This is a genomic window from Methylovirgula sp. 4M-Z18 (genome assembly GCF_037890675.1).
Lineage (GTDB): Bacteria > Pseudomonadota > Alphaproteobacteria > Rhizobiales > Beijerinckiaceae > 4M-Z18.
Genome location: NZ_CP149574.1, coordinates 2,688,829 through 2,712,266, shown reverse-complemented (window position 1 = coordinate 2,712,266; position 23,438 = coordinate 2,688,829). Strand labels below are relative to the sequence as shown.

Annotated in this window: 18 protein-coding genes; 9 read left to right on the top strand and 9 right to left on the bottom strand. The window is 60.7% G+C overall.

Translation table 11 applies throughout. The features are described from left to right. The first annotated feature begins 79 nt into the window (after positions 1-79). The 4 genes from V9T28_RS12570 to V9T28_RS12555 are packed head-to-tail and all read left to right on the top strand — an operon-like array spanning position 80 to position 3,517. Positions 80-1,591, top strand: coding sequence for a leucyl aminopeptidase (locus V9T28_RS12570; RefSeq protein ID WP_116399281.1), 1,512 nt, complete (start codon positions 80-82; stop codon positions 1,589-1,591). Further along, positions 1,581-2,129, top strand: coding sequence for a hypothetical protein (locus V9T28_RS12565; RefSeq protein WP_116399280.1), 549 nt, complete (start codon positions 1,581-1,583; stop codon positions 2,127-2,129). The genes V9T28_RS12570 and V9T28_RS12565 overlap by 11 nt, the downstream gene beginning before the upstream one ends. A gap of 9 nt (positions 2,130-2,138) precedes the next feature. Next, positions 2,139-2,600 (top strand): DNA polymerase III subunit chi, encoded by a 462-nt coding sequence (locus tag V9T28_RS12560; RefSeq protein ID WP_116399279.1) that lies wholly within the window; start codon positions 2,139-2,141, stop codon positions 2,598-2,600. Then, on the top strand, positions 2,597-3,517 hold the full coding sequence (locus V9T28_RS12555; protein WP_116399278.1) for an alpha/beta hydrolase: 921 nt from the start codon (positions 2,597-2,599) through the stop codon (positions 3,515-3,517). Before V9T28_RS12560 ends, V9T28_RS12555 begins: the two co-directional genes overlap by 4 nt. Before the next feature lie 52 nt (positions 3,518-3,569). On the opposite strand, the gene V9T28_RS12550 is transcribed toward V9T28_RS12555, so the two are convergent. Beyond that, on the bottom strand, positions 3,570-5,159 hold the full coding sequence (locus V9T28_RS12550; protein ID WP_116399277.1) for an ABC transporter substrate-binding protein: 1,590 nt from the start codon (positions 5,157-5,159) through the stop codon (positions 3,570-3,572). A 255-nt stretch (positions 5,160-5,414) separates the two neighbouring features. Here V9T28_RS12550 and V9T28_RS12545 point away from each other — a divergent pair, with 255 nt between their 5' ends. Continuing rightward, positions 5,415-7,409 (top strand): CocE/NonD family hydrolase, encoded by a 1,995-nt coding sequence (locus V9T28_RS12545; protein ID WP_116399276.1) that lies wholly within the window; start codon positions 5,415-5,417, stop codon positions 7,407-7,409. Positions 7,410-7,452: 43 nt separating this feature from the next. On the opposite strand, the gene V9T28_RS12540 is transcribed toward V9T28_RS12545, so the two are convergent. Both V9T28_RS12540 and V9T28_RS12535 read right to left on the bottom strand, forming a co-directional pair. Then, the gene (locus tag V9T28_RS12540) at positions 7,453-9,237 is read right to left on the bottom strand and encodes an N-acetylglutaminylglutamine amidotransferase (protein ID WP_116399275.1); all 1,785 of its coding nucleotides are present in this window, start codon (positions 9,235-9,237) and stop codon (positions 7,453-7,455) included. A gap of 419 nt (positions 9,238-9,656) precedes the next feature. Next, the gene (locus V9T28_RS12535) at positions 9,657-11,543 is read right to left on the bottom strand and encodes an ABC-F family ATP-binding cassette domain-containing protein (RefSeq protein ID WP_116399274.1); all 1,887 of its coding nucleotides are present in this window, start codon (positions 11,541-11,543) and stop codon (positions 9,657-9,659) included. Between V9T28_RS12535 and V9T28_RS12530 the strand changes: the two genes are divergently transcribed. From V9T28_RS12530 to V9T28_RS12515, 4 genes are all read left to right on the top strand, one after another. After that, complete coding sequence (locus V9T28_RS12530; protein WP_158554708.1) at positions 11,542-11,703, top strand: hypothetical protein; 162 nt, start codon at positions 11,542-11,544, stop codon at positions 11,701-11,703. The two genes, V9T28_RS12535 and V9T28_RS12530, sit on opposite strands and share 2 nt — an antisense overlap. Positions 11,704-12,013: 310 nt before the next feature. Beyond that, positions 12,014-12,436 carry a nucleoside-diphosphate kinase gene (gene ndk, locus V9T28_RS12525; RefSeq protein ID WP_116399272.1) on the top strand — a complete coding sequence of 141 codons (423 nt, stop codon included), beginning with the start codon at positions 12,014-12,016 and terminating at the stop codon, positions 12,434-12,436. Between the two features lie 312 nt (positions 12,437-12,748). Continuing rightward, a complete protein-coding gene (locus V9T28_RS12520) occupies positions 12,749-14,842 on the top strand; it encodes a molybdopterin-containing oxidoreductase family protein (RefSeq protein ID WP_116399271.1) in 2,094 nt (697 codons plus the stop codon). 157 nt (positions 14,843-14,999) lie between these two features. Beyond that, positions 15,000-18,641: an FkbM family methyltransferase gene (locus tag V9T28_RS12515; protein WP_116399270.1), complete on the top strand. Its 3,642-nt coding sequence runs from the start codon at positions 15,000-15,002 to the stop codon at positions 18,639-18,641. 101 nt (positions 18,642-18,742) lie between these two features. Here the strand turns inward: V9T28_RS12515 and V9T28_RS12510 are convergent, their stop codons facing one another. The 6 genes from V9T28_RS12510 to V9T28_RS12485 are packed head-to-tail and all read right to left on the bottom strand — an operon-like array spanning position 18,743 to position 23,424. Next, a complete protein-coding gene (locus tag V9T28_RS12510) occupies positions 18,743-19,159 on the bottom strand; it encodes a nuclear transport factor 2 family protein (RefSeq protein WP_245423895.1) in 417 nt (138 codons plus the stop codon). Positions 19,160-19,200: 41 nt separating this feature from the next. Further along, the gene (locus tag V9T28_RS12505; protein WP_116399269.1) at positions 19,201-19,803 is read right to left on the bottom strand and encodes a hypothetical protein; all 603 of its coding nucleotides are present in this window, start codon (positions 19,801-19,803) and stop codon (positions 19,201-19,203) included. Continuing rightward, a complete protein-coding gene (locus V9T28_RS12500) occupies positions 19,800-20,201 on the bottom strand; it encodes a GtrA family protein (RefSeq protein ID WP_116399268.1) in 402 nt (133 codons plus the stop codon). Before V9T28_RS12500 ends, V9T28_RS12505 begins: the two co-directional genes overlap by 4 nt. A 15-nt stretch (positions 20,202-20,216) precedes the next feature. Further along, positions 20,217-21,167: a glycosyltransferase gene (locus V9T28_RS12495; RefSeq protein WP_199499971.1), complete on the bottom strand. Its 951-nt coding sequence runs from the start codon at positions 21,165-21,167 to the stop codon at positions 20,217-20,219. After that, entirely contained in the window at positions 21,164-22,099 is a 936-nt protein-coding gene (locus tag V9T28_RS12490) for a UDP-glucuronic acid decarboxylase family protein (protein ID WP_116399267.1), read from the bottom strand. The genes V9T28_RS12495 and V9T28_RS12490 overlap by 4 nt, the downstream gene beginning before the upstream one ends. Beyond that, positions 22,096-23,424, bottom strand: a complete 1,329-nt coding sequence (locus tag V9T28_RS12485; RefSeq protein WP_116399266.1) for a UDP-glucose dehydrogenase family protein — start codon at positions 23,422-23,424, stop codon at positions 22,096-22,098. Before V9T28_RS12485 ends, V9T28_RS12490 begins: the two co-directional genes overlap by 4 nt. Between the last annotated feature and the right edge of the window lie 14 nt (positions 23,425-23,438).

Here is a 23,438-nt window from a genome sequence, read left to right as displayed (position 1 = left end):
CGTTCTTGCGTTGGGCGTGTGCATTTTTCGTGATAGTGCAGGCCCTGGAGTCGATTGGGTGTTTTGCGCGGAGTCTTGAATGACAAAATTTGTGAAGACCACGTTCGCGGCGGTGTCATCGCCGGGTCAGGAGCGGAAAGAACGTGGCACGCTTGTCGTTTTTGCCGATCCGGACCTGCGTCTTGGTGGCGCCACCGCGGAGTTGATGGGGCCGGCGGCGGAGCTTATCGCCAAATCGGCGGCGGTCGCGAAATTCAAGGGCAAGAACGGCACGGCGGTCACGGTTCTCGCCCCCGCCGATTTGGATTTCGACCGGTTGATCGTCATCGGCACGGGCCCGGCGAAAGATTTTGCGGGACTTGATTTTGTCACCCTCGGCGGCGCAGTGATGGGAAAATTGCCGCAGGGCGCCACCGCGACGGTTCTGTTCGATTTCGCCGAGACCCTCGAGAATCCGGCCGCTGCCGCGGCCGATTTCGCCCTCGGCCTGCATCTTCGCGGCTACCGCTTCGACCTTTATAAAACGACAAAGAAGGACGACGGCGAAAGCAAGGGGCCTGCCCATGTGACGATCGGCGTTGCCGATCCGGCAGCGGCGCGCCGCGCGTATAAATCGCGCCAGGCCATCGCCGAGGGCGTGGATCTTGCCCGCGATCTCGTGAACGAACCGCCGAATGTGTTGAATCCGGAAGAATTCGCCCGCCGGGCGGAGAAGCTCCAGGAGATCGGCGTCGAGGTCGATATTCTCGATGAAAAGGCCATGCGCAAGCTCGGCATGCGGGCTTTGCTCGGCGTGGGGCAAGGCTCCCATTATGAGAGCCGCGTGGCGATCATGCGCTGGCATGGCGGCGGCGCGAAGGACAAGCCCATCGCCTTTATCGGCAAGGGCGTCTGTTTCGATACGGGCGGTATCTCGATCAAGCCGGCCGCCGGCATGGAGGACATGAAGGGCGATATGGCCGGCGCAGCCTGCGTCACGGGCCTGATGCATACGCTCGCCATGCGTAAAGCAAAGGTCAATGCGATCGGCGCCATCGGCATCGTCGAAAATATGCCGGACGGCAAGGCGCAGCGGCCTGGCGACATCGTGACGTCAATGTCCGGCCAAACGATCGAGATCATCAACACGGATGCCGAGGGCCGCCTGGTTCTCGCCGACGTGCTTTGGTACGTTCAGGACAAGTTCAAACCCGAATTCATGATCGATCTTGCCACCCTGACCGGCGCAATCCTGGTGGCGCTCGGGCAGGAGCATGCGGGCCTGTTCTCCAACAATGACTTGCTGGCGGAGCGGCTCGCCGCGGCCGGCAAGGCGACGGGCGAGGCGGTCTGGCGCATGCCGCTTGGCGCAGCTTACGACAAGCTGATCGATTCCAAATTCGCCGATATGAAAAACACCGGCGGCCGGTTCGGCGGTTCGATCACCGCCGCGCAATTCTTGCAGCGTTTCGTGAACGATACGCCTTGGGCGCATCTCGATATCGCCGGCAGCGGCATGAACTCGCTTGCCAATGATGTCAATCAATCCTGGGGCTCGGGCTGGGGCGTGCGCCTTCTGAATCGTTTGGTGGCGGATCATTATGAAAAGTAAAATCATCTCTCTTCTGGCGGCGGCGGTCGCCTGCGCGGTGTCGGCTGCGCCGGTGCATGCCAAGGGCATTGCGTGCGACGGTTTCATCCAAACCTTCACCACGTCGCTCGGCGACTTGAGTGTCTCCTTCAGCCGTGCGCTCGTCGTGCATAGCGGGCAGGGCGGCAACAAGGGCGTCGAATCCTATGTCGTCGTTGGCAGTCAGGAAGTCGATGCGACGCTCGATTGCAAGGGCAACGAGATGGTGCGGTTCGAGGCGCGCGTCGCGACGCCTGCGAAAGCGCGGCTGCTCGACCAATATCAGCGCTACCTGACGGCGTCGCTGCAAAGCGCCTTCAATTGGGATCCGACGAAGGCCCAATCGGTGCTCAAACCGTTGGAGCAGGACGTCGCTGAATATCTGCGCGCCTCGATCGAGCGCGGCGACGTGTACAATGCCGGCCGTGACGAAGTTCACCCCGGCGGCGGCATGATCGTCGGCATGTTTTGGACGCCGACCGACCGCAGTTTTGTGATCTCGGCTCCGGGCGCTGATTAAGGACGAGCGATGGAGATTTGGTTCTATCACCTCCAGCGGCATCCGCTGGAGCGCGTGTTACCGAATCTTCTCGAAAAATCTCTTGAGCGCGGCTGGCGCGCCGTCGTGCAGGCGACGAGCGAGGAGCGCCTGAACGCGCTCGACCATCTGTTGTGGACCTATGCGGACGAGAGCTTTCTCGCCCACGGGCTTGCGCGCGACGGCGATGCCACGATGCAGCCGGTCTATCTGACCCTCGGTGCCGAAAATCCTAATGGGGCGAAGATCCGCATTTTCGTCGAGGCAGCCAATGTGCAGGATGTCGTTGCAGCGGATGCCTCGGCCTACGAACGTGCGATTCTGATGTTCGATGGCAACGATCCCGATCAGCTCGGCAATGCCCGGGCACAATGGAAGGCGCTCAAAGACGCCGGATTCGCTGTCGCCTATTGGCAGCAAGGCGAAAACGGCCGCTGGGAGAAAAAGGCATGAGCAACGCGACGCTCGAACCGCAGATGGTTGAGTTCATCCGCGAGACCGAGAGCTTTTATCCGGCCGACAGTGCCGGCCGGCCGATCGCCGAGCAGCGCCGCCTCTACGATGCCTATGCGGCGCATATGACGCCGCCGCGCCCGCCTGGGGTAACGTCGCAGGATCGACATCTCGCCCTGCCGGGCCGCTCGATCGACGTGCGCCTAACGCGCGATGCGGCCAGTGGTGCAAAAGGTGTGATCGTCTATCTGCACGGCGGCGGCTTTGTCCTTGGCGGCCTCGACAGCCATGAGATCGTGACCGCGCATTTGGCCGCGCGCACCGGCGCGACCGTCGTCACCGTCGATTATCGTCTGGCGCCCGAGCATACTTTCCCCGCGGCCTTCGAAGATGCGCGCGATGCGGTGCAATGGGTGCGGGCCGAATGGCCGCAGCGCAAGATCGTCGCAATCGGCGACAGCGCGGGCGGCAATCTTTGCACTGCCGTGGCGACCCATTTGCGCGACACGGGCGCAAAGCAGCTTGACGGCATGGTCTTGTTTTATCCAACCCTTGCCCCCGACCCGATGCCGCCCGCGTGCGACGACCATGCCCAGGCGCCGATGCTCACGCTGGCCGATGTGCTGTGGTACAAGGAAGCGTATCTCTCAGGCGCGGCGCCAACGCCTTATTCCTCGCCTTTGCTCGCCACGCGCTACGACGGCTTGCCGCCGACGCTCCTGCTCCCGGTCGAAATCGACCCTCTGCGCGATGACGCGACGACGTTGCACGCGCGCATAAAGGCCGCGGGGGGAACGTCCGAATTGGTCGTCGGCAAGGGCTTGCTGCACGGCGCGCTGCGCGCTTTGGGGCGTAGCCCCGGAATAGATGCGCTGATGCAGCGGGCGGTCGATTTTGCGCTGGCGCATTTGATTTAAACACAAAACTCAAATCCCGCGGCGCCGCATGCGGCGCCGCGGGAAAACTAACTTAGCTCTTGAGCCAGGCCTTTTCGGCGAGGCGGCCGTTGTCGAGGTCGAAGCCGAAGTGCGGTGTGTGTCCGCCGACCTTGTTGTTGTGCGCGTCGAGCCAATCGCGGAAAGCCGGGATCAGTGAGCCGCCTTCGTTGTGCACCATTTCCTGCATCGCCCAGATGTACTTTTTGCGCTTGGCCTCGTCGAGTTCGCTGCGCGCGTCTGCGAGCAATTTGTCGAAGGCCGGCCGGTTCCAGTGGGTCTCGTTCCAGGGCGCATCGGACTTGTACGCGACGCCGAACATCTGCGTGGCGGCGGGCCGCCCACCCCAGTAGCTCGTCACGAACGCGCCCTTGAGCCAGACATTTTCCCAGAAGCCGTCGGCGGATTCTTTCTTCACATCGATCTTGATGTCGGCCTTGGACGCCGATGCCTGGAACAAAGTCGCCATATCGACCGCGCCGCTGAACGCGGCATCGGACGCTTGCAGCACAATGCTCGGATCGGTGAGGCCTGCCTTCTTGAAGTAGAACTTCGCTTTTTCCGGATCGTATTTGGTCTGCGGCAATTCGGTGTTGAAATAGGGATCGCTCTTCGGAATCGGATGATCGTTGCCGACCGAACCGTAGCCGCTGAACATGGCCTTGAGAATCTGCTCGCGGTCGATCGCGTGTTTCAACGCCTGCCGAATGTCGGCATTGTCGAACGGCGGCCGGTCGATCATCATCGTGATGATGCTGTGATACCCGCCGGCGGCCTGGACGATCTGCAGGTTGGGCGATTTCTTGAGCAGGGCGATGGCTTTCGGATCGACGCGGTTGATCACATCGACCTGGCCGGAAACGAGCGCGTTGATGCGGGCACTCGAGTCGTTGATAACCGTTGCCTCGAGCCCGTCGAGATAGCCGCGGTCCTTCTTCCAGAAGTTCGGATTTTTGAGCAGCGAAACGCGCACGCCGGGATCGTATTTGTTGAGCTTGAACGCGCCCGTGCCCACGGGATTGGCCCAATCGGTGAAGCCGTTCGGCACCATGAGCATATGATAGTCGCTCAGGACGTATGCAAAGTCCGCGTCCGGCGAAGAAAGCGAAACCTGGATCTGATTGGGGCCGAGCTTTTTGACGTCGGAGACGGCCTTCATCGGTCCGGCCGCGCCGGATTTGGTGTCGCCGCGATGCAGGTTCAGAGAATAGATCGCGTCGTCCGCGTCGAAGGTCTTGCCGTTGGTGAAGGTGACACCTTTGCGCAGGTTGAAAACCCAGTCGGTCGCGCCGGGCTTGGCTTCGAAAGTTTCGGCGAGTTCCGGAATCAATTTGTTGTCGGGGCCGTTTTCGACCAAGCCGTTGTAGAGCGCGAAGCCCGCAAAAAGCGCGACCGAGTCCGTGTACGAAGCTGGGTTCAAACTGTCGGTCGTGCTGCCGCCGCCGATACCGGCCTTCAGCGTGCCGCCCTTCTTGGGCGTCTCGTCGGCATGGGCTTCGACGCTGGCGACCATCGCGGCAATCGCCGCCGTGCTGGCGCCCAGAGCTGCGGAGCGGCCGACGAATTCGCGCCGCGAAATCTTGCCGGCCATATGTTGCAGCTTCCAATATTCCATTTCTGACATGTCTCGATCCCCTCCGTCATGATCCGCCGAAAACGCCGGCGGCCACACACACTTCGCTCACTCCACGAAGCGCGTACGAAAGACTAGATCGCGCTCGGTGACTTAGCTAGTGGTGAACAGTTTTTTTGCGCAGCTGAAAATTGGATTGGATAGCTCATCGCATAGCTGATCGTCCGCGCCGGCCCGTTGCCAACGGAGCAATTGCCGATGCAGTATCGCGCGCTTTTTCATTCGTGTTTGGATTGAGGGTGGGAGATGAGCGGACGGCCTTTCAAGGTCCTTGAGAACGAGTGGATCGTCTTGCGCGACGGCACAAGGCTGGCGGCGCGGATGTGGATGCCCGACGGCGCGGATGCCGATCCGGTGCCGGCGGTTCTCGAATTCTTGCCCTACCGCAAGCGCGATGGGACATCGGTGCGCGACGAATCGACCTATCCGTCTTTTGCGGCGGCGGGCATCGCCGGCGTGCGCGTGGACATCCGCGGCTCGGGTGAATCGGATGGTGTCATCGATGGCGAATATACCCCGCTCGAACTTGCCAACGCCTGCGAAGTGATTGCGTGGATTGCCGCGCAGAGCTGGTCGAATGGCGCGGTCGGGATGATGGGCATCTCCTGGGGCGGGTTCAATTGCCTGCAAGTCGCGGCGTTGCGGCCGCCGGCGCTCAAGGCGGTGATTTCGATCGCTTCGACGGTCGACCGCTACAACGACGACATTCATTACAAGAACGGCTGCCACCTGTCGGCGCAATTGTCCTGGGCCGCGACCATGCTGGCGTATCAGTCGCGCGCGCCCGATCCGGTGCTGGTCGGCGATCGTTGGCGCGACATGTGGATGGAGCGACTCGCCAACGAGCCGTTCTTCATGGAGGAATGGCTTGCCCATCAGCGGCGCGACGATTTCTGGCGGCATGGCTCGATCTGCGACGATTTTTCCGCCGTCGAAGTTCCGGCGCTCGTCATCGCCGGTTGGGCGGACGGCTATCGCAACACGCCGCTGCGCGCGGTCGAAGGGCTGGGCGAGAAGGCGAAAGCGATCATCGGGCCCTGGATTCACAAGTACCCGCATTTTGCTTGGCCGAAGCCGCGCGCCGACTTCTTGAACGAAGCGATCCGGTGGTGGAACCGCTGGCTGCGTGGCGAGGAGAACGGCGCGGACGAGCTGCCGCAAGTTCGTGCCTACGTGCTTGACGCGGTGAAGCCCGCGGCCTGGCGCGATTTCGATCCTGGATTTTGGGTGGCCAAGCAACATTGGCAAAAGCCGCAGTTTCAGGCGTTTCATGCGGACGAATCTGGGGGACTGCGTGCAGGCGCGCGCGCCGGGAACACCGCCGCGCGCGACGTCTATCTCAAATCGCCGCTCGATACCGGCACCGCGTCGGGCGAGTATTTCACGTTGAAGCCGGATGCGGAAATGGCGGGCGATCAGCGCATCGACGATGCGGGGTCGCTGGTCTTCCAGTCGCCGCGGCTCGACGAGGCGCTCGATTGCCTCGGCCAGGCGGTGTTGGAGATCACCGTTTCCTGCGACGCGCCATGGGCGAATTTGGCGGCCCGTCTCGTCGACATTCACCAAGACGGGACCGCGACACGGGTTGCCTTCGGCGTCCTTAACCTCGCACATCGCAACGGCAATGCCGCGCCGGAGCGCCTGGACGGCAAGGCCAAGGTGACCCTGGTGCTCGATGCATGCGGCTACCGCTTCGCCAAGGGACATCGGATTCGCCTGGCTCTTTCCACCGCCTATTGGCCGATGATCCTGCCGCCGCCATTCGATCCAGGCCTCACGCTCGACCAGGCGAGCCTGGAGCTTCGGCTGCCATTACTTGGGGCGTTTGAGGCGCTCGACATGCCGCAGCCGGCCAATCCCAATCCGCTGCCGATCTACAAGAACCTCAAGCAGAGCGAGACGCGGCGCAAGGTCATCCGTGATCTGAACGCGCACCGGACGGATTATTGTATCTACGAAGATACCGGGCTCAATGAACATCCCGAGACGGGCCTCGCGGCGCGGCAGGTTCGTGACGAAGTTTGGTCGATTTCGCCGGACGACCCGTTGTCCATGACGGGGCGGTCGAGCTGGATCTGCGAGATGCAAAGACCGGGTTGGTCGGTGCGGAGCGAGAGTACGGCGAGCATCTCCTGTACCGAGACCCATTGGCGCATCAGCGCCACGGTCCGCGCCTATGAGGGCGAGGCGGAAGTCTTCTGCAAGGACTTCAGCAGCGAAGTGCCGCGCGACTTCATGTGACGTAAGTTCAGGCGGACGAAAAAGTCCGCCTGAACTTTTCGGCTCAAACGCCCTGGCGTTGCAGCCAATATTCGAGCAGACCGACTTGCCAGAGTTTCGAGGCGCCGGCCGGCGTCAGTTGGGTGAGCGGGTTGTCGAGAAGGTTCTGTACCGCCGACGCGTTGAAAATGCCGCGCTTGCGAATGTTGTCGATCGACAGCACACCGCGCAACATCGACAGCGTTCTGCCCTGCACCTGGTTCAAGGCCGGAACCGGGAAATAGCCCTTGGGGCGATCGACGACAGCCTTCGGTAGAAGCTTGCGGCCGAGGCGCTTCAGGATCGCCTTGCCGCCATCCGCCATTTTGTACCCGAGCGGCATGCTCGCGGCGAGGTCGACCACCTTGTCGTCGAGGAACGGCACGCGCGCCTCGAGCCCGGCGGCCATCGTCATATTGTCGACGCGGCTGAGCGGCCCGTTCGCCATCGCGAAGGTGCTCTCGTAGGCCAGGAGATTGTCGATCGGATGGGGCGAGCCGTTCGCCGTCGCAAGGCTTTCGAGGAACGTGCCGGAATGTTCGTTGCTGTGGAAATGCGGCGAGACGAGACGCTTGTATTCCCCATAGCTGCGATCGGCGACCGTGTCGGCGATCGTTTGCGCCGACCGCTGGGCCGGTCCAGGCGGTTCCTGCTCCAGCTTCTCGAACCAATGGTAGCCGGCGAAGATCTCGTCGGCGCCCTGGCCCGAGAGCGCGACTTTCACGTGTTTTGCAACCTCGTGCGACAGGAGATAAAAGCCGATATTGTCGTGGCTCACCATCGGCTCCGACATCGCGCTCACGCAATCGGCAAGCGCTTCGTTCAAATCCGTATTGGGTACGAAAATCTGCGTGTGATCCGTGCCGAAATGCTCGGCCACCAGATCGGAATAAACGAATTCGTCGCCCGACTGGCCGTTCACCTCCTCGAAACCGATGGCGAAGGTCTTCAGGTCCGCGCTGTTGCGCTGCGCCGCGAGCGCAACGAGCAAGGACGAGTCGAGGCCGCCCGAGAGCAGGATGCCGGTCGGCACGTCTGCCGCGAGCTGGCGCTGCGTTGCCTTGGACAAGGTTTCCTCGGTGGCGGCGAGCCAATCCTTGACGGTGAGCGTGTGATCGGCCCGTTCCTCGTTGATCTGCAGGCGCCAATAGGTTTCTTCGTGCCGCGTGCCGTCGGGATCGATGGTCAAAATCGTCGCCGGCGGCAGTTTGCGGATGCCGGCGAGCAGGGTCAGCGGTTCAGGCACTGCGTGAAAGGTCAAATAATAATACAGGGCGTCGCGGTCGATCGACGTGTCGATCCCCTTGAATTGCAGCAACGCCGGCAGCGACGACGCAAATTCGAACGTGTCGGCTTTCTTGGTGTAGTACAGTGGCTTGATGCCCATGCGGTCGCGCGCCAAGACGAGCTTTTCGGTTTCCCAATCCCAGATGGCGAAGGCGAACATGCCGTTGAAACGTCGGATGCAGGCCTTGCCCCAGGCGTGAAAGGCTTTCAACACGACTTCGGTATCGCTGTCGGAAACGAAAACGTAACCGAGCCCTTCGAGTTCGCGCCGCAATTCGAGGAAGTTGTAAATTTCGCCGTTGAAGGTGAGGGCGAGGCCCAAGCCATGATCGACCATGGGCTGCGCCGCCCGCTCGCTGAGATCGAAAATCTTAAGCCGCCGGTGGGCGAGCGCCATATTGTTGATGCTGAAGATGCCGCGGGCATCGGGGCCGCGCGAGCGTTGATGCAGGCTCACACGTTCTAAATCTGCTGGCGACGCGTCTTGCGCGCCAAATTGATACTGGCCGGCAATTCCGCACACAGTAACCTCCAATTTTGGCTGGGAGAAATGAACCTACGGCCGCAAGACCTCTCTGCGTATGGACTATCGAACATCGTATTCTTGCTTCGAAGCGTCGATCGTAGGGTTAGCGGATCGGGGCTGCAGGCAGCCTCATCACAAGCACCCGCCAAGGCGGCAGTGCAAACATTCGCATAGCATTCCCACCGATGCCGTGCGTCGCGAGGGATATGGATCAGGCCTCAAGAAGGAAATACCCCCGTTTTTAGGCCATTTCTTGCCAATTCGCGACGAGTGGGAACCGCGAATACAATCCATGTGCCCTTTTTGTAGACAGCAAATTGGGCGTCAATCGGGCAAGGCGCGCGATTTTTGGAAAATTATATTATTGCAATACGATTCAATAAGGCGGTTGCATGTATCGAAATCTTTAGAAAGCGTTAGGAAACGCCCTCTAGTTCAGCGCTGACCAGCAGCCATTCCTCTTCCGCGGCCGCCAGCGCCTTGTCGAGTTCGGCGCGCTGACGCGAGAGTTCCGCTGCTTTTGCCGGCTCTTTGACGAAGGTTTCCGGCTCCGCCAGCGCCGCGTCGATCTTGCCCCGCAGCGTCTCGAATTTCGCGATCCGCTCTTCCAGCGCGGCGAGCTTGCGGCGGAGCGCACCTAATTCCCTATTCGACAAGACATTGTCCCGGCGCGCCGTCTCGTCCGGCTCTGCGTTGCGCCCGGCCTCCGGTTTCGTCTTTCTGCCATTGCCGGCGGGTTCGGACTTGCTCAGGACGATCTTTTTGTAATCGTCCATGTCGCCGTCGAAGGGCTTGCAGGTGCCGCCCGCCACCAGCCACAGGCGGTCGGCGCAGGCATCAAGCAGATAGCGGTCGTGCGAAACGAGGATGATCGCACCCTGATAGGCGTTGATCGCCTCGATTAGGGCAGAGCGGCTATCGATGTCGAGGTGGTTGGTCGGTTCGTCCATGATCAGCAATTGCGGCCCGTGGAAGGTCGCGAGGCCCATCAGCAGCCGGGCTTTTTCGCCGCCCGAAAGCTGGGTGATCGGCGTGTCTGCCTTCTGGCCCTGAAATCCCATCTGCGCCGCCCGGGTGCGGATGCGCGCCTCGCTCTGATCCTTCATCAGTGGCGCGATATGGCTGTAGGGCGTGCCGGAGGTGTCGAGATCGTCGATCTGGTGCTGGGCGAAAAAGCCGACATCGAGCTTCGTCGCGCGGACGATCTTGCCGCCCATCGCCTCAAGGCGGCCGGCGATCAATTTGGCGAGCGTTGATTTGCCGTTGCCGTTGGAGCCCAGAAGGCCGATCCGGTCGTCATCCGAAATGAACAGATTGAGATGGGACAGGACCTTGCGCTCGCCATAGCCGGCGCTTGCGCCGTCCATCGTGACGATGGGCGGCGAGAGCGGCTTGGCCGGCGAGGGGAAGTGGAACGGCAGCACGTCCTGATCGACGATGAGATCGATATTCTCCATCTTGGCGAGCATCTTGACGCGCGATTGCGCCTGCCGGGCCTTGGAGGCTTTCGCCTTGAAACGGTCGACGAAATCCTGCAGGTGCTTGCGGTGATCGTCCTGCTTCTTTTTCGCCTTGACCAGGAGCGCCTGCTGTTCGGCGCGCAGTTGGGCGAACTGGGTATAATTGCCGCGCCACAGGGTGAGGCGGCCCTGATCGAGATGCAGGATGTGGTCGCACACCGCGTCGAGCAGGTCGCGATCATGCGAGATCACCAGAACGGTCGCCGGATAATGGGCCAGATAATCGATGAGCCAGAGCGTGCCTTCGAGATCGAGGTAATTGGTCGGTTCGTCGAGCAGCAGCAGGTCGGGCGCCGAGAACAGCACCGCGGCGAGGGCGACACGCATACGCCAGCCGCCCGAAAATTCCGACAGGCTGCGCTGCTGCGCGTCATGATCGAAGCCGAGACCGTCCAGGATGGCGGCCGCGCGGGCCGGCGCGGAATGGGCATCGATATCGACGAGGCGCAATTGGATCTCGGAAATCCGGTGCGGATCCTTGGCCGTCTCGGCTTCCGCCAGCAGCGCCTTGCGCTCCTTGTCGGCATCGAGGACGAAGGAGATCAGGGTCTGCGGGCCGCCGGGCGCTTCCTGCTCGACCCGGCCGAGACGCAGGCCCTTGGGCGGTGTCGCTTCGCCACTCTCGGGCGACAGGTCACCGGAAATCATGTTGAACAACGTGGTCTTGCCGGCACCGTTCCGGCCGACAAACCCCACGCGGGCTCGGGCGGGAATGGCGGCGGAGGCCTTGTCGAACAACAGGCGCGGCCCGAGTCGGTAGGTGATGTCGGAGAGGATCAGCATGAGCGAGCTTTTGACGCGCCGGGCCGCGGAAGGCAAGGCCTTGGTGCAGGCGGGGAGGCGCGACGGGATAGGTGGTCGGGTTTCTTCTCCTCAGGTCTCGCGCGAAATGCGTAATTCGGCCGGTGAAGTGTTGAATTTTTACATTAATAAGTTTGTTTAAGATATTAATTCTGTGTATTTTTGTATGCTATTCTAGTACTGTTGTTCAATGGGCGGGGAGGGACAACGCCCGCTGAGGATTTGGCCATCGGCCCAGCCGTCGCGATCGTTCCTCTGGCGCTGACCAAGCTCATCGGCGCCGCCGTCCGTCACGCCGAAGGGACGGACGCCCTGGAACTTCACCAAAACGATGGCGCTCGCGGCTTTCGGCCGCCCCTTTGCTTGCGATCTTGCCGATGCGCAGCTATATAGCCGCACCCTTTCCGGTCCGAACGTTCGTTCGGCCTTTTGCTCCAACCAATGGATCCTGCATGACCACTCAGCGCACGTTCTCGATCATCAAGCCCGACGCCACCCGCCGCAATCTGACCGGCGCGATCAATGCCAAGATCGAGGCGGCAGGCCTGCGCGTCGTGGCGCAGAAGCGGGTTCACATGACCCGCACCCAGGCCGAAACCTTCTACGCCGTGCACAAAGAGCGCCCGTTCTTCGGTGAGCTGGTGGAGCAGATGAGCGCTGCGCCGGTCGTGGTCCAGGTTCTCGAAGGCGAGAACGCTATTGCCCGCTATCGCGAGGTGATGGGCGCGACCAATCCGGAGAAGGCCGACGCCGGGACGATCCGCAAGGAATTCGCGCTCAACATGGGCGAAAACTCCGTCCATGGTTCGGACGCGCCCGAGACCGCCGCGGTCGAAATCGCGCAGTGGTTCGCTGGCAACGAGATCGTCGGCTAAGGCTGATACCGTTTCGTGGTATAGAACCGCCGTCCGCATTGCGGGCGGCGTTTTTTATGGAAGGCGCAGTGCGTTTTCCATAGATTGCGAGCGTGTGGGTGGAGGGGCGCTTGAGCTGAGATGCTGAGGGCATCGGTTGGCTATATTTTTGTCCGCGCCGCATAAGCCGGTTTAGCTCAGCGGCCATATGCATCACGGCCGCATTCCGGAATACAACAATAACATAGCGAGTTAGAACTCATCAGAAACTTCAATTGGTCTTCTCAGACGAAAACTGATCAGGATAATATATCAGGAAGAGTTGAGGCTCGCATGAACGTCCAAGCCAAGATCACCCGCCGCCCGTCGGTCTGCCCGCACGATTGCCCTTCGGCCTGTTCGCTCGAGGTCGAGGTCATCGACGGCCAGCGGATCGGGCGGGTGCATGGCGCCGAGGATCAGACTTATACGGCGGGTGTGATCTGCGCCAAAGTGGCTCGCTATGCGGAGCGTATCCACCATCCGGACCGCCTATTGTACCCGATGAAGCGCATTGGGCCGAAAGGCTCGGGCCAATTCGAGCGGATCGGTTGGGACGAGGCGATGGCTACCATTGCCGAGCGGTTCCATGCGGCCGAGCGCGACTTCGGGGCGGAATCTGTCTGGCCTTATTATTATGCCGGCACGATGGGCCGAGTGATGCGCGATGGCATCAACCGCCTGACCCACGTGAAGAAATATTCGCGGTTCTTCGGCACGATCTGCGTTAATGGCGCGTGGCCCGGCTATATCGCCGGAACGGGCTTTTTGCGCGGGCCGGATCCGCGCGAAATGGCGAAGTCCGATTGCGTGGTCATCTGGGGCACCAATGCGGTGGCAACCCAGGTCAATGTGATGACCCACGCCACAAGGGCCCGCAAGGAGCGGGGCGCCAGGATCGTCGTGATCGACGTCTATGAGACGCCGACCATGAAGCAGGCCGACCTGAAGTTGATTCTGCGGCCCGGCACCGATGGCGCGCTCGCCTGCGCGGTCATGCACGTGCTGTTTCGCGACGGGCTCGCGGATTGGGATTATCTTGAGAAATTCACCGACGCACCGCGCGAACTGCAGCAGCACCTCACCACGCGAGACCCACAATGGGCATCGGCGATCACCGGCCTGAGCGTTGACGAGATCGAGGCGTTCGCCACGCTGGTCGGGACGACCAAGAAGACGTTCTTCCGCCTCGGCTACGGATTTTCGCGGCAGCGCAATGGCGTCGTGAACATGCATGCGGCAAGCTGCGTCGCCGCGGTGACGGGCGCCTGGCAGCATGAGGGCGGCGGCGCCTTTCACAGCAACAGTGGCATCTTCCATTGGCGGACGAGCCTGAACGAGGGGCTCGATCGATTGGACCGTTCGGTCCGCATGCTCGACCAGTCGCGCATCGGCGCGATCCTGACCGGGGATCCGGGGGCGCTGAAAGGCGGGCCGCCGGTCAAGGCCATGCTGATCCAGAACACCAATCCGGTCTCGGTCGCGCCCGATCAGACGCTGGTGAAACAGGGCTTCGCCCGCGAGGATCTCTTCGTCGCCGTGCATGAGCAATTCATGACCGACACGGCGAAAATGGCGGATATCGTCTTGCCGGCGACCATGTTCCTCGAGCATGACGACATTTATTCCGGCGGCGGTCACCAGCACATTGCCTTCGGCGGCAAGCTAATCGACGCACCGGCCGAATGCCGCAGCAACCACGAGGTCATTTGCGATCTGGCCCAACGGGTCGGCGCGAGCCATCCGGGCTTTGACATGAGCCCGCGCGAGATTGTCGATGAGACGCTGCAGAAGTCTGGTTGGGGCACGCTTGCCAACCTCGAAGCCTCCAAATGGATCGATTGTCAGCCGAAATTCGAGCAGGCCCATTATCTGACCGGGTTCGGCTGGCCGGACGGCAAATTCCGTTTCAAGCCGGTCTGGGCCAAGGTTCCCTTCAGCAACGACGGCCTGATGGGGCCATGGCAAGAGATGCCGACGCTGCCCGACCATTGGGCGGTGAACGAAGCGGCGACCGAAGCCTATCCGTTCAAACTGACGACATCGCCGGCGCGCAATTTCCTCAACAGCACGTTCACCGAAACGCCCACGTCGTTGCGGCAAGAGCGGCGCCCGGATGTGATGGTTCATCCGGACGATGCAGCGGCGCTCGGCATCGGCGACGGCGATCGCGTCATTCTCGCCAACCGGCGCGGCGAAGTGCGCCTGCACGCCAAATTCTTCGCCGGACTGCCGCGCGGCGTGCTGGTTGCGGAAGGAATATGGCCGAACGCGGCCTATGAAGATGGCCGCGGCATCAATACCTTGACGGGGAGCGACCCGATCGCGCCCTTCGGCGGCGCGGCGTTCCATGACATCCATGTCGCCCTTCGCAGGGAGTCAAACTGAAGACATATTCGATTGACATTACAATATTACAAGACTTCACGGGGCGTCGGCTGGAGTGATTGGCGTGGATGTTGATGTGTGCACGACAAAGATTCGAGCGTGCGGAACTGCGCACTTTGTCAGGCGGCTGGAAAAAGATTTGTAGAGACGAGTTTCAATGGCAATGATCTCATACGCGCAAAATCACGAAGACATCCTTTTGTGGCGCGCGCTCAAACATATCGACGCGGGCTTTTATGTCGATGTGGGGGCCAACGATCCGCAAGAAGATTCGGTCACGAAGCTATTTTATGACCGCGGCTGGCGCGGCATCAACATCGAGCCCGTGTCCGAGTATTTCACCCGCCTTCAATCGGAGCGGCCGCGCGACATCAATCTGCAGGTTGCGGTGGGGGCGGAGGACGGTTCAGGTTCATTTTATGAGACGAAGACACGCGGCTGGGCGACGTCGGATCGCACGATCGGCGAAGAGTATGTGCAAAAGGGCGAAGCCCTGAAAGTCGAGGTCGAAAGGCGGAGCCTCGATTCCATCTTTGGACAATGTAATCCGCCGGCGATTCACTTTCTGAAAATCGATGTCGAAGGGGCCGAAAAGGAGGTTCTTGCCGGGCTCGATTTTCAGCGCTTTCGCCCGTGGATCATCGTGGTCGAAGCGCTCGATCCCATCGACCACCGGGACCGGTCGCAAGAATGGGAGGCCGCCATTCTCGCAGGCGGCTACGACAAGGTCTATTTCGATGGGCTCAACCGGTATTATTTGGCCGCCGAGCATTCTGATTTGCGTCCCGCCTTTGCCGCGCAGCCAAATGTCCTGGACGGGTTCCGCCGGGCATCGGAGGTTTGGCAAGAAGAGGCCTTGATCAAGCATCACGCGGTCATCCAGGCGCAAGCGGATGCGCTGGCGCAAGCCGAACGCCAGCTTGCGGAAGCGGAAGCGAAACATGCCCGCGAGAGCGAGCAACAGGCCAAGAGCCGCGATGACGCTCTGCGTCGCGCGACGCGTTATGCGGAGCAGGTCAGAGAGTTGCGCCGCACGATTCTGGCGCGGGATGTGGCATTGGCGCAGATGCAGCAGCGGGCGAACGAGGCCGAGGCGAATTACCAAGGCGTCTTGTCGTCAAATTTTTGGCGCGCGACTGCGCCGTTGCGCCGCCTCGTCGAAACATCTCCGCCGGGCACGCGTCTTTATGCGCGGCGCGGCGTGAAAGCGGCCTGGTGGGCCGTGACGCCGTGGCGGATTCCCGCGCGCCTCCGCTTCATCCAGGAGCGTAACGCTGCCGAAACGAAGCTGCGCGCGGATCAGGAAAAATCGCGCCCGATCGCGGCGCGTCCCGATACGGTCGACGTCGAGATTCTGCCGGCGGAGCCCTATGCTACGCCGCGGCCCAAGGGCAAGCGAACGCTCTACGTTTTTGTCGATCACACGGTGCGCTGCGACGTCAATACCGGCATTCAACGGGTGGCGCGCGGGCTCGCTGCCGGGCTGATGCAAATCGGGGAGCGGGTCCGCTTCGTGAAGTGGGATTGGGCGTTGCAGCGTTGCGTTTTTCTTGACCAGGACGAGCGCGATGACTTTGCCCGCTGGAACGGCCCCGAAGTCACCGGCGATGAGGACGATATTTACCCGCCCGCCGGAGCGCCAGCCGTTCCCGTGCCGCGAACGAGCTATGGCGCCAACAATTGGTTGATCGTGCCGGAAGTGACGCACATGACGCCGCATCCGCAACCCTTAACCGACAGGCTCATTCAGTGGGCGCGCACGTTTGGATTGCGCTCGAGCTTTGTCTTTCACGACGCCATTCCGCTGCGCCGGCTCGAACTTGAACACGTGGCAGGCATCCATCGCAAATACATGCAGGATTTGCGGAAGGCGGATGTGATCTGGCCCAACTCCGATTGGTCGAAGGCCGATCTGCTGAGCTTTTGGGCGACGCGCGGCGATGAGGCCGATCAGGTCATTCCCGAAGTGACGACATTTCCTTTGCCGGGCGGCTCGTCGCGCCGTGCCCGCATCACCGAGATCGCGCCGAGCGATCCGCTTATTTTGAGCGTCGGATCGATCGAGCCACGCAAGAATCAGCTGGCGCTGGTTCGCGCCTTCCAAACCTATCGGCGCGCGCATCCTGAGAGCCCCTGGCGTTTGCAACTCGTCGGCAATCTGCATCCGGATGTGCATGCAGAAATCATGCGGGCGCAGGCCGAGGATGCGGCGATCAGCTATCTGGGGCATATTTCGGATGAAGAACTGGACCATCTTTACCGGACTTGCGCCTTCACCGCCTTTCCGTCGCTGGAAGAGGGCTTCGGTCTGCCGATTCTCGAAAGCCTCTGGTATGCGAAACCTTGTGTCTGCGCGGATTTCGGTGCCATGGCGGAAGTCGCCCGCGAGGGCGGCTGCCTGATGGTCGATGTGCGTGACGAGGCGCGGCTGCACGATGCGCTCGTTTCCTTGATCGACACGCCGGAACTGCGCCACAAGCTGGAGGTCGCCGCGATCACCCGTCCCATTTCATCTTGGGCCGACTATGCGCGATTGGCGAGTGCGCGGCTCGATCGCGAGGAGCATCCGCTCGCGGCGCTCGGCCCCATCTATTTTTGGATGGACGGCACCGTCGATTTCCCGAAGAACACGGGCATTCAGCGTGTTGCACGACAATTGGCGCGCAATCTCATGGATTTGGGCGCCAAGGTCATCGCGGTCAAATGGGACAAAAAAGCGGGCCAATTGCAGCCGGTTTCCGACGAAGAATATGAATTTTTGGCGCACTGGAACGGACCGGCGCCAGAGCAATGGCATGAATGGATCGAGCCGGAACCGCGCGACAGCCGAGGCTGGTTCATCATGCCGGAGTTGCCGTTGCATCTCAGTACGATGGAGCAGGAGCACGTTCTCACCTATGTGCATGATCACGGATTGAAGGCGATGGCGGTGTTCTATGACGCCATTCCCTGGAAGATGCGAGAGATTTACCCCGAGCATTTCTCGCGGGCCCATTACGAATATATGGGTGTCCTCAGCGGTTATGATCTGCTTCTGTCGATTTCGGATTTCAGCCGGCGCGATTTCATCCATGATCTGGCGACGATGTCCGGACGGTCGCAGAAGGCGCGCGAGACCATCAAAGTAGCGGTTCTTCCCGGCGAGTTTGCCGAAAGCGAACGCGTGACGACGATTCATGCGAAACCCGCCGGCGCGCCTTTGACGATCCTGAGTGTCGGGACGGTCGAGCATCGCAAAAATCATCTTGCGATGATTGAAGCCTTTCTTGCGGCAAAGAGTAGCAGCAATGTGCCGATGACCCTCGTCATTGCCGGCCGTGACTGCGTTCCCGAACTCACCGAAAAGATCACGCATATCGTCGCGCGCGAACCGTCGATCGTCTGGGAGATGCATGCGGACGATGTGCGCTTGCGCGAGCTTTACGATGAGTGCGACTACACAATCTATCCATCGGTGGAAGAAGGGTTTGGCTTACCCATTCTCGAGAGTCTATGGTTTGGCAAACCATGTGTCTGCGCCGATTTCGGCGCCATGGTCGAGGTCGCGCGCTCCGGCGGATGCCTGACCGTCGATGTGCGCAATCCGCATGCGATTGCCGATGCCATCCACAAGATGAGTGACGACGTTTATCGCAAGCGGCTTGCCGAAGAGGCCGTCACCCTGCATTTTAAGTCGTGGCGCGAATATAGCGAAGAGGTCATCGTGCGGCTCGCCCAATTCACGCCGAGAGGGTTCTTGGACGAAATCCCGCTCGATGGCGCTGAGATCGAGCGCCGCGCGAGGGAAATGCGCGTTTAAAGCAAATTGTTTTCTGGCGGAATCGTACTGGACCGTGAGCTACAAGTACGTGGTCCGGCTCCCAACATTGCCGATATGCTTCCCTTTAAAGTCACCACGACCTAATAGTCCACGACATAGACTTTTATGATCGTGCCGGCCTCGTCGAAGGTGACGATTTCCTCGCCGCGGCGCTGGATAGGCTCTCCGGTGCTTGTATCGGTGGCGGTGAGCGTCCAGATCGCGCGAGCGGCGCGTGGATCCATCTGTTCGATCTTCTCGTCAGTCGCGGTCTGATCCGCAAACCGTTCGAAATAAGATTTAAAGGACGACATGACGGAGGCTCGTCCATATAGCGAGCCGATCCCATCCGAATGATAGACGACATTGGCGGCGAAGAAGCCGTCGACCATCTCGAAATCGAGCGCATTGATCGCCGCGTGATACGCGGCAGTCAAAGCGACGGGATCGATGGTCATCTCGCGCTCCGACACGAAATCGCGCGGAATGCGCGCTTTGTTCAGTTCCGTGATGCTCACCCATTCCCGCGCCCAGGCAGACGGCGTGAAACGGCTCCGGCTTAGCTGCCGGAGCATTTGTAATCGACGTTGGCGGTGCTGTCCTTGAACGGATCAGTCAGGACGTCTGAATATTGTCCCATCAGCAGCCGCTGCTTGGGCAGGAGATTCTGCCGAAACGCCCGGCTCAAGGTCGCTATGAAGCGTCCGCGCGGCGTCAATAGTACGCAGCCGTTCTTGATTTCGATCGTGCCGGATTCCAATTGTTCGGTCAGCCGCACGTCGACCAACCGGTCCTCCACCATATATTCCTTGGTGAAAACATCGGCGAAGCGGTTTTCCAGAATCCCGCCGCCGCGCTGCTGCAGCTTTTCGAGAATGTAGAAGGAGAGTGAGCGGTCGATGACGGTCGGTACGGAAATGGCAAAGCAATAGCCGAGCAGGAGCCAGATGGCGACGAACAGCGTCTTTTCAAACCCGTTGTAGGTTTTGAAATGTGGGAGCAGCGCGGTGAGGGCGCATGTGATGAAGGCGGCGATGAATCCGTCGAGAATGGCGCTATAGAAGACGACATTCACTTTGAAGAAGAGGACGTGAATGACGTAGGTCGCCAGGAGAATGAGTGTGAAGAGCACCAGGAGGAGGAGCGCTTTCAGAAGCTTCATGTACTGAACACCAATTTCTTATTGCCAATGTAGCTGCAAGCCACCTGCAGCGCCGTCTGGAGAACAAAGCCGATTTCGACACTGTAATGTGCGCGATCGACCACAAGGAAATAAACGAGCGAGCACAGGCAGGCGATCACACCGTACAAAGTCAGGAAACGCATCGCTTGCTCGCCCCAAGGCGCGTGCGCGCCCTCGAAGACGAAATAGCGCGAGCCGATGAAGGAGACCGCGATGCCGAACACGTTGGCGATGAAGCCGGCGACCCAAACGGATTGAACGCCAAGAACGAGCAAATTGAATTTCAACACGCCGTAATTGACCCCCGCCGCGAACAGGCCGTTGATGATGTACCTGCCTATCCGTGCGATTTCGGCACGCTTTGCATCATCGGACATCGGTTTGTCTCTGCATCATGGTGTCAACGTTACCGATGCGACGAAATCCTGATAGGCTCCCTCTTTAACGATCAAGTCGTTCCGGTTCGCTCCCGTCTGCATCAGCGTCATGAGCGCCAAAGTGCCGGTCTGCAAGAACACCAGCACCAGAAGACCGACGGAGAGCGATGCCCAGCCCGGTGTCGCGTATCCCAGCAGCTTGAGGAGCAGCGTGAGCGCGCCGCCGAAGATCGACAATCCGCCGATGAAGGCGCAAGCGATGCCGACGCGCACCAGCACGTCTTCGGCGAAAACCATCAGCCCGCGCAGACCGTGCAGGACGAGGCCGACAAAGTTCATTTTGCTGCGGCCGGCATAGCGGGCCCCACGATCGAGCGGGCAAAAGCTCACCCGCAATTTCGAGGCGAGGACCGCGCCGGCCACGTGGATCCAAGTTTCGCTCATCGCCGCAAGCCGCTGGACGCTGCGCGCGCGCAGGGCCATGAAATTGCCGAAGCTGATTTCGCGTCCGGAGAGGAGATGGAAAATGCGTTTATAGATTGCGTAGAAGGCTTTGAACCGCAGCGATTCGACGCGGCTCTTGCGGCGCGCGACGACCACGTCTACGTGATCCGCGTCGATAGCCCGAAGCAGCGCCTCGATCGAGGCGGGAACGTCTTCGCCATCGGAATCCATGACGACGGCAAATTGATCGTCGCGCATATGCTTGGCCGCATAGCTCAGGCCGATGGCGATTGCCTTTTGATGACCGACATTGCGCCGCAGCGAGATCAGCGAGCCGGCGAACCCGTTCTTGGCCAGGTGGTCGATCGTCAACGGCTGGCGCACCGAGCCATCGTCGATGGCAACCACATAGACCGTATCGCCGAACAATCGGTGGAGCTCCGCGAAGAGCTTTCCCGAGGCTTCGAAATCCTCGTAAACCGGCGTGATGATGACCAGCTTATGAGCGTCCGCATTGATCACGCGACGATGCTCCGGAAATAGTCGATGGTCCGCTTCAGACCGTTCTCCAGCTCGACCGTCGGTTGCCACTGCAGGAGTTTCTGCGCCTGCGTAATGTCGGGCTGGCGCTGTTTCGGATCGTCCTGGGGCAGGGGCAGGCGAATGATTTTTGACTTGCTGCCGATGAGACGGATGACATGTTCGGCAAGCGCGAGAATGGTGAACTCGCCGGGATTGCCGATGTTGATCGGGCCGGTGGTCTCCTCCGGGCTTTCCATCAGCCGGATCATGCCCTCGATCAGGTCGTCGACGTAGCAGAAACTGCGCGTCTGCGAACCGTCGCCGTAGATCGTGATGTCTTCGCCACGCAGCGCCTGCACGATGAAATTGCTCACCACGCGGCCGTCGTTCGGATGCATGCGCGGACCGTAGGTGTTGAAGATGCGCATGACCTTGATCTGCAGCCGATGCTGCCGCCAATAGTCGAAAAACAGCGTTTCGGCGCAGCGCTTGCCTTCGTCGTAGCAGGAGCGGATGCCGATCGGGTTGACCTTGCCCCAATAGCTTTCGTGCTGGGGATGCACTTCCGGGTCGCCATAGACCTCAGAGGTCGAGGCTTGCAAAATGCGCGCCTTCACCCTTTTAGCGAGGCCGAGCATGTTGATCGCGCCGTGCACGCTGGTTTTCGTCGTCTGCACGGGATCGTATTGATAGTGCACCGGCGAGGCGGGGCAGGCGAGATTGTAGATCTGATCGACCTCCACGTAGAGCGGGAAGGTCACATCGTGCCGCATGAGTTCGAAATGCGGGTGGCTCAACAAATGTGCGATATTATTCTTGCTGCCGGTGAAATAATTGTCGACGCACAACACGTCGTGTCCGGCCGCGATCAGGCGTTCGCACAGGTGCGAGCCGAGAAAGCCGGCGCCTCCCGTCACCAATATGCGTTTCATTGCACCCCCCGACCAATGGCAAAATATTCGATCCCGGCCTCTTGAACCACTTTAGGCTCGTAGAGATTGCGGCCGTCAAAGATCATCGGAGTTTTGAGGCTGCTTTTGATGGCGTCGAAATCCGGACTGCGGAATTCTTTCCATTCCGTCGCGATAATCAGCGCATCGGCGTCATTCAGCGCGCCCATGGGGGTATCGGCATAGCGCAGACGCGCCTCATCGCGATAAATGCGCTGCGTTTCGTGCATTGCCACCGGATCGTAAGCGGTGACCGTGGCGCCCATGGCAAATAGATCTTCGATCAATGCGCGGCTCGGCGCTTCGCGCATGTCGTCGGTATTGGGCTTGAAGGCGAGCCCCCACAGCGCGAAATGCTTGCCGCGCAAATCGCCGAATTTGCGCTTGAGTTTCCGCGCCAGCACATGCTTTTGCAGGTCGTTGGCCTCTTCCACCGCCGCCAGCACCTTGAGATCGATGCCGCCGTCGTCCTTGGCCGTCTTGATCAAGGCTTTGACGTCCTTGGGAAAGCACGATCCGCCATAGCCGCAGCCGGGATAAAGGAAGTGGTAGCCGATGCGTGGATCCGAACCGATGCCCTGGCGCACGAGTTCGATGTCGGCACCCAGCACTTCGGCGAGATTGGCAAGCTCGTTCATGAAGCTGATGCGGGTCGCCAGCATCGCATTGGCGGCATATTTGATGAGCTCAGCGCTCCTGACATCCGTCACGATGATGCGTTCGTGGTTGCGCTGGAACGGCGCATAAAGCGCGCGCATGAGCTGGCTCGAACGCTCGTCCTCGGCACCGATGACGATCCGGTTGGGACGCATGAAATCTTCGACCGCCGCGCCTTCCTTGAGGAATTCGGGGTTCGAGACGACGCTGAACGGCACGCTCGCGCCGCGCTTCTGCAATTCGTCCGCCACCGCGGCACGGACTTTGTCGCCGGTGCCGACCGGAACGGTGCTCTTGTCGACGATGACTTTATAATCGGTCATCAGGCGCCCGATATTCCGGGCGGCGCCGAGCACATATTGCAGGTCGGCCGAACCGTCCTCGTCGGGCGGGGTTCCTACCGCGACGAACTGAATGGTGCCGTGCCGCACGGCCTCCGCCACATCGGTCGTAAACTTCAGGCGGCCGGCTACCACGTTACGCTTGACCATTTCCTGCAGCCCGGGCTCGTAAATCGGAATGCCGCCCGCTTGCAGAATGCCGATTTTCTCCGGATTGACGTCGAGACACAACACGTCGTTGCCGACGTCAGCTAGGCAGGTGCCGCTCACCAGGCCGACATAGCCCGTACCAATGATCGTGATCCGCACAGACCCTCCAGAAG

Coding starts and splice junctions, on each gene's coding strand:
- V9T28_RS12570 (WP_116399281.1), top strand. CDS start 80: ATGACAAAATTTGTGAAGACCACGTTCGCGGCGGTGTCATCGCCGGGT.
- V9T28_RS12565 (WP_116399280.1), top strand. CDS start 1,581: ATGAAAAGTAAAATCATCTCTCTTCTGGCGGCGGCGGTCGCCTGCGCG.
- V9T28_RS12560 (WP_116399279.1), top strand. CDS start 2,139: ATGGAGATTTGGTTCTATCACCTCCAGCGGCATCCGCTGGAGCGCGTG.
- V9T28_RS12555 (WP_116399278.1), top strand. CDS start 2,597: ATGAGCAACGCGACGCTCGAACCGCAGATGGTTGAGTTCATCCGCGAG.
- V9T28_RS12550 (WP_116399277.1), bottom strand. CDS start 5,159: ATGTCAGAAATGGAATATTGGAAGCTGCAACATATGGCCGGCAAGATT.
- V9T28_RS12545 (WP_116399276.1), top strand. CDS start 5,415: ATGAGCGGACGGCCTTTCAAGGTCCTTGAGAACGAGTGGATCGTCTTG.
- V9T28_RS12530 (WP_158554708.1), top strand. CDS start 11,542: ATGAGCGAGCTTTTGACGCGCCGGGCCGCGGAAGGCAAGGCCTTGGTG.
- V9T28_RS12535 (WP_116399274.1), bottom strand. CDS start 11,543: ATGCTGATCCTCTCCGACATCACCTACCGACTCGGGCCGCGCCTGTTG.
- ndk (WP_116399272.1), top strand. CDS start 12,014: ATGACCACTCAGCGCACGTTCTCGATCATCAAGCCCGACGCCACCCGC.
- V9T28_RS12520 (WP_116399271.1), top strand. CDS start 12,749: ATGAACGTCCAAGCCAAGATCACCCGCCGCCCGTCGGTCTGCCCGCAC.
- V9T28_RS12515 (WP_116399270.1), top strand. CDS start 15,000: ATGGCAATGATCTCATACGCGCAAAATCACGAAGACATCCTTTTGTGG.
- V9T28_RS12505 (WP_116399269.1), bottom strand. CDS start 19,803: ATGAAGCTTCTGAAAGCGCTCCTCCTCCTGGTGCTCTTCACACTCATT.
- V9T28_RS12500 (WP_116399268.1), bottom strand. CDS start 20,201: ATGTCCGATGATGCAAAGCGTGCCGAAATCGCACGGATAGGCAGGTAC.
- V9T28_RS12490 (WP_116399267.1), bottom strand. CDS start 22,099: ATGAAACGCATATTGGTGACGGGAGGCGCCGGCTTTCTCGGCTCGCAC.